4 protein-coding genes and 2 pseudogenes are annotated in these 7561 nt (G+C 54.3%); 2 read left to right on the top strand and 4 right to left on the bottom strand.

Annotation, left to right across the window (positions count from 1 at the left end):
• Nucleotides 1–321: 321 nt before the first annotated feature.
• A complete protein-coding gene (locus AB4Z32_RS27165) occupies nt 322–1389 on the top strand; it encodes a hypothetical protein (protein ID WP_442124935.1) in 1068 nt (355 codons plus the stop codon).
• A gap of 176 nt (nt 1390–1565) precedes the next feature.
• Here AB4Z32_RS27165 and AB4Z32_RS27160 read toward each other — a convergent pair.
• Nucleotides 1566–2699, bottom strand: a pseudogene (locus AB4Z32_RS27160) (IS1182 family transposase); the annotation flags it as partial.
• 180 nt (nt 2700–2879) lie between these two features.
• On the opposite strand from AB4Z32_RS27160, the gene AB4Z32_RS27155 reads away from it, so the two are divergent.
• Nucleotides 2880–3905, top strand: a complete 1026-nt coding sequence (locus AB4Z32_RS27155; RefSeq protein ID WP_442124934.1) for an IS110 family transposase — start codon at nt 2880–2882, stop codon at nt 3903–3905.
• 823 nt (nt 3906–4728) lie between these two features.
• Here the strand turns inward: AB4Z32_RS27155 and AB4Z32_RS27150 are convergent.
• The 3 genes and pseudogenes from AB4Z32_RS27150 to AB4Z32_RS27140 all read right to left on the bottom strand — a co-directional run.
• Nucleotides 4729–5775 carry an IS110 family transposase gene (locus tag AB4Z32_RS27150; RefSeq protein WP_442124933.1) on the bottom strand — a complete coding sequence of 349 codons (1047 nt, stop codon included), beginning with the start codon at nt 5773–5775 and terminating at the stop codon, nt 4729–4731.
• Nucleotides 5776–6193: 418 nt separating this feature from the next.
• Nucleotides 6194–7219, bottom strand: a complete 1026-nt coding sequence (locus AB4Z32_RS27145; protein WP_442124932.1) for an IS110 family transposase — start codon at nt 7217–7219, stop codon at nt 6194–6196.
• 175 nt (nt 7220–7394) lie between these two features.
• Nucleotides 7395–7561 (bottom strand): annotated as a pseudogene (locus AB4Z32_RS27140) (IS481 family transposase); the annotation flags it as partial.

The following is a 7561-nucleotide window of genomic DNA, read 5'->3' as shown; positions in this document are numbered from 1 at the left end:
AACTCATGCTGCAAACTGCTCCTGGTGGGATTGATCACTGGGACTGCTGAACCCAGCAATCAAGTCAGCCAGCATAGCCTTTGCACGAAACAAAGGCCAGCTACGACGCGGAACATGATCACACGAAACTAAACACGTAGCAGATGTAGAACTAATTATTGCATGCGAAATCAGCTTAGTCCATAATTTGATGTCATAAGGGATATGTTGCAATCTGATTGCCAGCAAGTTGCTACCACGGAAGAGCATTCGTCCAAATTTACAAGTTTCTAACTTAAAGCGAATTTCATTTCAACGGTTTATGACAATGAAAGGGACGAGATGAAACGATTGATTTTTACGTTAGCGCTGCCTTTCTCAGCTTGTATAAGCATTTCCGCGTTTGCTATGCCAACAGGTGAGGCGCCCGACAAACTTCTCATTCAGCGATTGAAGAGTGAATCAGCTTCTAGGCCCAAAGCAAAGTTGGACGTCGCACGTGAACTGTTTTCAACCGCTTTCGAGCTTTACAAGCAAGCGGAATATCGGGCGGCGGCTACTACTTTTGCGAAAGCGTTGGAAATCGATCCTGCAAACGGATTGGCACGCTTTTACTATGCCGATAGTCTAAGCCGTCTAGGTGACTTGTTAGAAGCTCGCGCGCAATACGAACTTTCACTCGGACTGATTTCTCCAGCCACTCAAGAAGCATGGATGGCGCAAGCAGCACTTAACCCAATCATTTTGTCAAAAGCAGAATTTGAAACTAAGGTAGCGAAGGTCATTAAAGAGAACGGAGTCAGTTCCGCTGCAGAGCCAACTGTTCGTTCGTTGGTCCAGCGCAACATGTTGATGGTGCAGGATATGGTGTCGCGTGGTTTCCTCAAACCGCAGGAATCAGCAGATCCAGAAAAAATTAAGGCGGCTTTCCCATTGTATAGGCAAGCGTTTAAAACTGCATATAAGCCATCCGAGGCAAAGCTCAGAGCTTTCTACGAAGAGAGAACTTCTGCTTCAAAAGAGTACTATGTGGCTGATCTTATATTCGGCGCTGAATCGGATGCTAAAATGGCTATTCAGCGCATCAAGTCGGGTGAATCCTTCGATAGAGTCGCTACAGCCATGAAAAGTGCCCAAAAGGCTTCTGGCGGCGACTTCGAATGGATTAATGGTTATGGCTATCCGAAAGATTATATTCCGCAAATCGATAGTCAAGCCGACGGGGTTGTTTCTGCAGAGCCATTCAAGCTAAAAGGGTACCCTACGTTTCACGTTGCAATTGTCCGCGAGAGACGTAAACCGGTTTATGAAACGTTCGAGTCAGTACGATCTCAAATCGAGAACAGCTTTTTTGAGAAAAATCTAGAAAATTACGAAACATTCCTCAGTCAACGAGCGGTCGTCAAATGAGTGCGATGGTCCAATGAGAATTGTGATTGCAGCAGGATAGATAGTCTTCACGGTAGCCGCTGTACACTGTCGAAGTGAAAAATAGATTGTTCCAGACTAAGAGCGCCTAACAAAACCGTCTAGTTGCTCTGCAGGCAACAGCCGGGTACACTGAGCCGTGCCGACCGTCCGCAATCGGCCCAGCCTTTGCAGTTTGAGCTCCAGTACCGATGGTTGGTCATGCCATTCTCGACTGTTGCAAAACGCCAGATCAGAGCTTGGCCTGCAGGACAGCGATACTCGTTCTTCTCTGGGTCGTAGATGAAATCGGCCTTGTCGAACCTGCCGTCGGACTTGGCATTGGACGTCTTCGTTTTCGGTACCAGGGCATGGATCCCGGCTTCATGGCAGGCCAGGATTTCCTTGCCGTTGAAATAACCACGGTCAGCGATTGCGGTAAGTCGCGTGGTGCCGATCGCAGTGCGGGCTTTCTTGGCCATGTCGGACAATTGGTCGCGATCGCTGCCGTTATTCGTCACGTCGTGCTCAACGATCAAATGATGCTTGGTGTCGACCGCGGTTTGCACGTTGTAGCCGACGATGCCACTGCCACGCGTCATCATTGAGCGAGCGTCCGGATCGGTCAGCGAAACCTGTGTTTCCCCGGTCTCTTGCAGCTTCGCTTCAATTTCCTTGAGCGCTGCCATCTGGCTTTTCAGCGCCGTAATCTTGTCGGTGAGGCGCATTGTTTTAGCCTGTTTGGCTGCCGGTTCTTGCCTGTCAGCCGTGTCGAGTTCGGCTAGGTAGCGATTGATGTTGGCCTCGATCTCCTGCATCCTGCGCTTGAGCTTGGCGTCGGTGAAATTGCGGTCGCTGCTATTGACGGCCTTGAACTTGCTGCCATCGATCGCAACGACCGCATCCGAGAACAAATCCAGCTGCTGGCACAACACAACGAATTGGCGGCAGACATTGCGGATCGCTTTGCCGTTCTCTTTCCGGAAGTTCGCTATCGTCTTGAAGTCCGGCGCCAGGCGTTGCGTCAGCCACATTAATTCGATGTTGCGCTGCGCTTCCCGTTCAAGCCGCCGGCTCGACTGGATGCGATTGAGATAGCCGTAAATGTAGAGCTTCAGAAGCACGGCGGGGTGATAAGCAGGCCGGCCCGTTTTCGCCGGTTGCACACGCTTGAAACCAAGGCCAGCAAGGTCCAGCTCTTCAACGAAAACATCGACGACACGCACCGGGTTGTCCTCTGCCACATAGTCGTCTAGGAGCTCGGGCAGCAGCGTACCCTGTCCCCGATCCTCGCCTTCGATAAAGCGCTTCATGTCGTATCCGTCTTGATGAGATACTGGCTCAACGTTTACTGGGCCGGTTCCGTTTACCTGGACCTACGTTTTTACACGGCCTGGGCCAGAAGCAATGGGATGGACTCCTCCTCCCCCTGAGAGCACGCAAGTGCCAAACTGGAGTTTCCACACAACCGGTTTGGAAAGAAGGAGTCCGCCATGAAGCTTATCCGCGTTGGGGTCGATCTGGCAAAGAACGTCTTTCAGGTGCATGGTGTCGATCGGTCCGAGAAGGCAGTTTGGCGACGCAAACTTGTCCGGGCTGACTGGATCAAGGCCTTGCTTTCCCAGATTGAGCCCGGCTGTGAAATCGGTATGGAAGCTTGCAGTGGCGCCCATCATTGGGCCCGAGTGCTGCAGGCACAAGGTTATGTGGTCAAGTTGATCGCTCCGCAATTCGTCAAACCCTACGTCAAGAGCAACAAAAATGACGCCAACGATGCCGAAGCAATCTGTGAAGCGATGAGCCGGCCGCACATGCGATTCGTGGCCATCAAGTCGGTCGAGCAGCAAGACATCCAGGCTGTACACAGGGTACGTGCTAACTTGGCAGATCAACGCAAGGCCACTGCCAATCAAATTCGTGGCCTGACGTCCGAGTATGGCTTGGTTGCGCCGAAAGAATTGGTTCACTTGAGAGCAGCGATCCCTCGCTGGCTTGAAGACAACGACAACGGGCTGAGCGAGCGATTCCGTCGACTCTTGCGAGGGCTCTGGCAAGATCTGCTGATACTAGATCGACGACTTGCCGAGCTCGAGCGGGAAATCGAACAGATTGCGCGGAATGATCCGGTAGCTGTTCGCCTGCAGCAGTTGCGTGGCATTGGCCCCATCACGGCGACAGCTCTTGTGGCAACGGTAGGCGACGCCAGCCAGTTTGCAAACGGCCGACAAATGGCGGCCTCGCTTGGCTTGACGCCCAGGCAAAATAGCTCGGGAGGAAAGGAGCGCTTGCTAGGGATTAGCAAAAGAGGCGACACCTACCTGAGGTGCTTGCTAATACACGGAGCGCGATCGGTGCTTCGCACTGCTCATGACAAAGCTGACCGATTGAGCACTTGGGTCACGCGTATTGCAACTGAACGGCATCCCAACATTGCCGCGGTAGCGTTGGCGAACAAGACGGCACGTATCGCGTGGGCGATGATCAGCAGAGGAACGGATTATCAGCCGATGCCTGTATAAGCTCAGCAATAATAGTATCGTACGACGTAGGAGTATCCGAACCACGATTGCATGACAAGCCGCATGATGGCCAACAGGTCGAACCGGCGCTGGCAGAACCCGAGAATGTCCGAGGCTTTCGAGTCCGAAGAAGCGATAGGGAACCGGCGCGCGAATAGCCCATCAGGGTCCAGCACCTGGCACAGGTGCAGTAGCACGAGACCGGATATACGTGAGCAGTCGTACCTCACGGCCTGAAGACGGATTGTTTGCAAACGAGGAGGAGTCCATATACAGACATGCAGCCCATGAGAAAACGGCCGAAATTTGAAGCTTAGAGGAAACTAAAGCCGGGAAACTATATGACTACGAAATCGCGAACCTTGAGAATTAGTGGCTTGCACTTCGTGCGCTTCAACCTTCTGTTTGGCGTGATGTACGGTCTTGCGTGGCTCTTCTACGACTCATTAATCCCGGCCCATATCTGGTTCCTGATATGCAATGTCGTTTTCGCCGTTGTTATTCTTCCTTACCTGCTCTGGACTATGCGAGGCTGACTTTAAGGAAAGGTCCGTATATGGACTCTATATGGACGCCTCCCTATTGCAAGGTATTTGCAGCTCTGTTCAGACAAGGAAAGTCGCAGTTCTATATCCGGCCTTACGTGCGGCAAGCGCCGCTGGCCCCGATGAAATCCGCTGACCCACGCCTCATTCTCCTCACGGGCTGTTAGCCCCGGAGTCCATTCAGGCTTGGTGAATCCCGGTCTGACCTGTCTGTCATCGCTGTCAATACCTAACGCAACTGGTGACGTGCCATCCTTCCATACGTTGTAGGTTGATCTTCACGTCGATGCCGCAGAGAACGGCCGCGAACTGACGTGTTCCTTGTCATACGCACGGTTATGGGCCAATACCGCCCAGATGGTGCGCGCAATCTTGTTAGCCAGTGCAACGATCACTACGTTGGGAGGCCGGCGCTGACTCAGCTGCTGCAGCCATGGGCTGGGCGTTTTGGCGTGGAGCAGCACCGCCCGGGCACCGTGTATTAGCAGGGTGCGCAGGTACGTGTCACCACGTTTGGTTATACCCAGTAGCCGTACCTTGCCTCCACTACCGGTCTGGCCTGGGATAAGCCCGACAAATGCCGCAAACTCGCGGCCAGACCGGAACGCCCTGGCATCTCCGATAGTAGCCACCGCCGCGGTGGCGGTCAGCAAACCAACACCAGGTATCGCGGAGATTGCTTTGGCGGCACGGTCCTGGCGTAACCATGCCAGCAGTGATGTCTCGATACGGACGATGCGCTCGTCCAATCGAACCAGTTCATTCCACTGCTCGCGCAGCGTGTCGATCAACGGCGCCGGCAAGTGCTCGGCCAGCCGCTCGAGGACTGTCTTCATGCCGGCGTCGAAAGCCTTTCTGCCTTGACCGAACACCTCGCCGTACTCCGCGACCAGGCCGCGCAGCTCGTTGATCTGTGCCGTACGTACCTTTACCAGTTGCTGGCGGATCCGGTGCATCGCTAGCACAGCCTGCTGCCCCTCGCTCTTGATCGCCACGGCTTTCACTCCTGGTTGCTGCGCCGCCATGTAGATCGCGCGCGCATCGGCCGCGTCGTTCTTGTTCCCGCAGACGAAAGCCTTGACCATCTTTCCGCTCATCAGCTTCACCTCGTGCCCCAGCTCCTGGAGCTTGCGCGCCCAGTGCTGCGAGCCGCCACACGCCTCCATGCCGATCAGGCAGGGCGTGCGGTTGGCAAACCATTCCAGGAACTGCGCGCGCCTGAGCTTTCTATTGAGCACTTCACCTGTCTCCTGATCCTCGGTGTAGACCTGGAAGACACTCTTGGCCGTATCGACACCGACCACCGTTTTGGGAGTGGCATTCATGATGTGGATCCTCCGGTTAGCCTTGAAAGCCGCGATGCTTTCACTTTAGGCGCTTCTGACGCCGTCGGCCCGCGAGGGTCCACCCCGTATCCTTTCCATCACACGTTCTCGGCTATTCATCGCACCGCTGGCACAGACGGGAGGCGTCCATTTCATTCTCCTCGTTTGCAAACAATCCGTATTCAGGCCATGAGGTACGACTGCTCACGTATATCCGGTCTCGTATTACTGCACCTGTGCCAGGTGCTGGACCCTGATGGGCTATTCGCGCGCTGACTCCCTATCGCTTTGACGGGCTCGGAAGCCTCAGACCTTATCGGGTTCGGTCAGCGCCGGTTCGACCTGTTGGCCATCATGCGGCTTGTCATGCAATCGTGGTTCGGATACTCCTACGTTAAAGGCGCTGGTATTGCTCTGTTCACTCTGGTATCGGACGATAATCGGTACCTCTACTCATCATCGCCCACGCGATACGCGCGGTCTTGTTGGCCAATGCCACCGCGGCGATATTTGGGTGACGTGTAGTCGCGATGCGCATCACCCAGGTACTTAACCGGTCTGTCTTGTTTTGCGCGGTACGGATCACCGCTCGTGCTCCGTGCACAAGCAAGCTACGCAGATATACGTCGCCTCTCTTGCTAATGCCCAGCAAACGTTCTTTTCCTCCCGAACTGTTTTGCTTGGGCGTCAGCCCTAATGAAGCAGCCATTTGTCGGCCGTTTGCGAACTGGCTGGCGTCGCCAATCGTCGCCAGCAAAGCTGTTGCCGTGACTGGTCCAATACCGCGCAGTTGCTGCAGGCGTACCGCCACCGGATCCTGTCGGGTAATCTGTTCGATCTCTCGGTCGAGCTCTTCGACACGCTGATCCATTGTCAGCAGGTCTTCCCACAGTCCACGCAACAGTCGGCGGAACCGCTCGCTCAGGCCGTTTTCCTGATCTTCCAGCCAGCGTGGGATTGTGGCTCTCAAGTACAGCAATTCTTTCGGCGCTATCAAGCCATATTCCGCGGTTAGGCCACGGATTTGGTTTCCTTTTGCCTTTCGCTGCTCGACCAGGCTGGCGCGCACACGATGCACAGCCTGGATATCTTGTTGCTCGACGGTTTTTACCGCTACAAAACGCGTGGTTGGCCGGCTCATCGCTTCGCAGATGGCTTCGGCATCGTTGGCGTCATTTTTATTACTCTTGACGTACGGCTTAACGAATTGCGGAGCTATCAGCTTGACCGTATAGCCTCGTGCTTGCAGCAGCCGGGCCCAATGATGCGCGCCGCTGCACGCTTCCATGCCAATTTCACAGCCCGGCTCGATTTCGGAAAGCAGGGCCTTGATCCAATCGCCGCGGACGAGCTTGCGTCGCCATACCGCTTTCTCGGACCGGTCTACGCCGTGCACCTGAAAGACGTTCTTTGCCAAATCGACCCCAACACGGATAATCTTCATGGTGGACTCCTTCTTCCTAAACCGGTTGTGTGGAAACTCCAGTTTGGCACTTACGTGCCTTCAGGGGGAGGAGGAGTCCATCCCATTGCTTTGGGTCGAGAGCTGCCGTCCCCTGGAGAGCAGCATCCGGCCACTTGCTGCCGTTACCAACAATTCAAAGAGGCACCAACAATGACTAATTGTCCAGTCCCGTTTGATCGTAAACGCGTTTGACGAATAATTCTGGGCGCTTCTGCTGCCATTCCTTGAGTGCGAGGATAGGCGTTTTATTGTCGATGGCGCGTTGTGGAATGTGGTGGTTGTACAGCTTCAAGTAGTTCAGCAATGTTAGTTCAGCAATGT

This window comes from Massilia sp. 2TAF26 (assembly GCF_052115005.1).
Classification (GTDB): Bacteria; Pseudomonadota; Gammaproteobacteria; order Burkholderiales; family Burkholderiaceae_D; genus Telluria.
The sequence above is the reverse complement of the archived record's forward strand: the minus strand, read 5'-3'. Positions and strand labels throughout refer to the sequence as shown.

Coding starts and splice junctions, on each gene's coding strand:
- AB4Z32_RS27145 (WP_442124932.1), bottom strand. CDS start 7,219: ATGAAGATTATCCGTGTTGGGGTCGATTTGGCAAAGAACGTCTTTCAG.
- AB4Z32_RS27150 (WP_442124933.1), bottom strand. CDS start 5,775: ATGAATGCCACTCCCAAAACGGTGGTCGGTGTCGATACGGCCAAGAGT.
- AB4Z32_RS27165 (WP_442124935.1), top strand. CDS start 322: ATGAAACGATTGATTTTTACGTTAGCGCTGCCTTTCTCAGCTTGTATA.
- AB4Z32_RS27155 (WP_442124934.1), top strand. CDS start 2,880: ATGAAGCTTATCCGCGTTGGGGTCGATCTGGCAAAGAACGTCTTTCAG.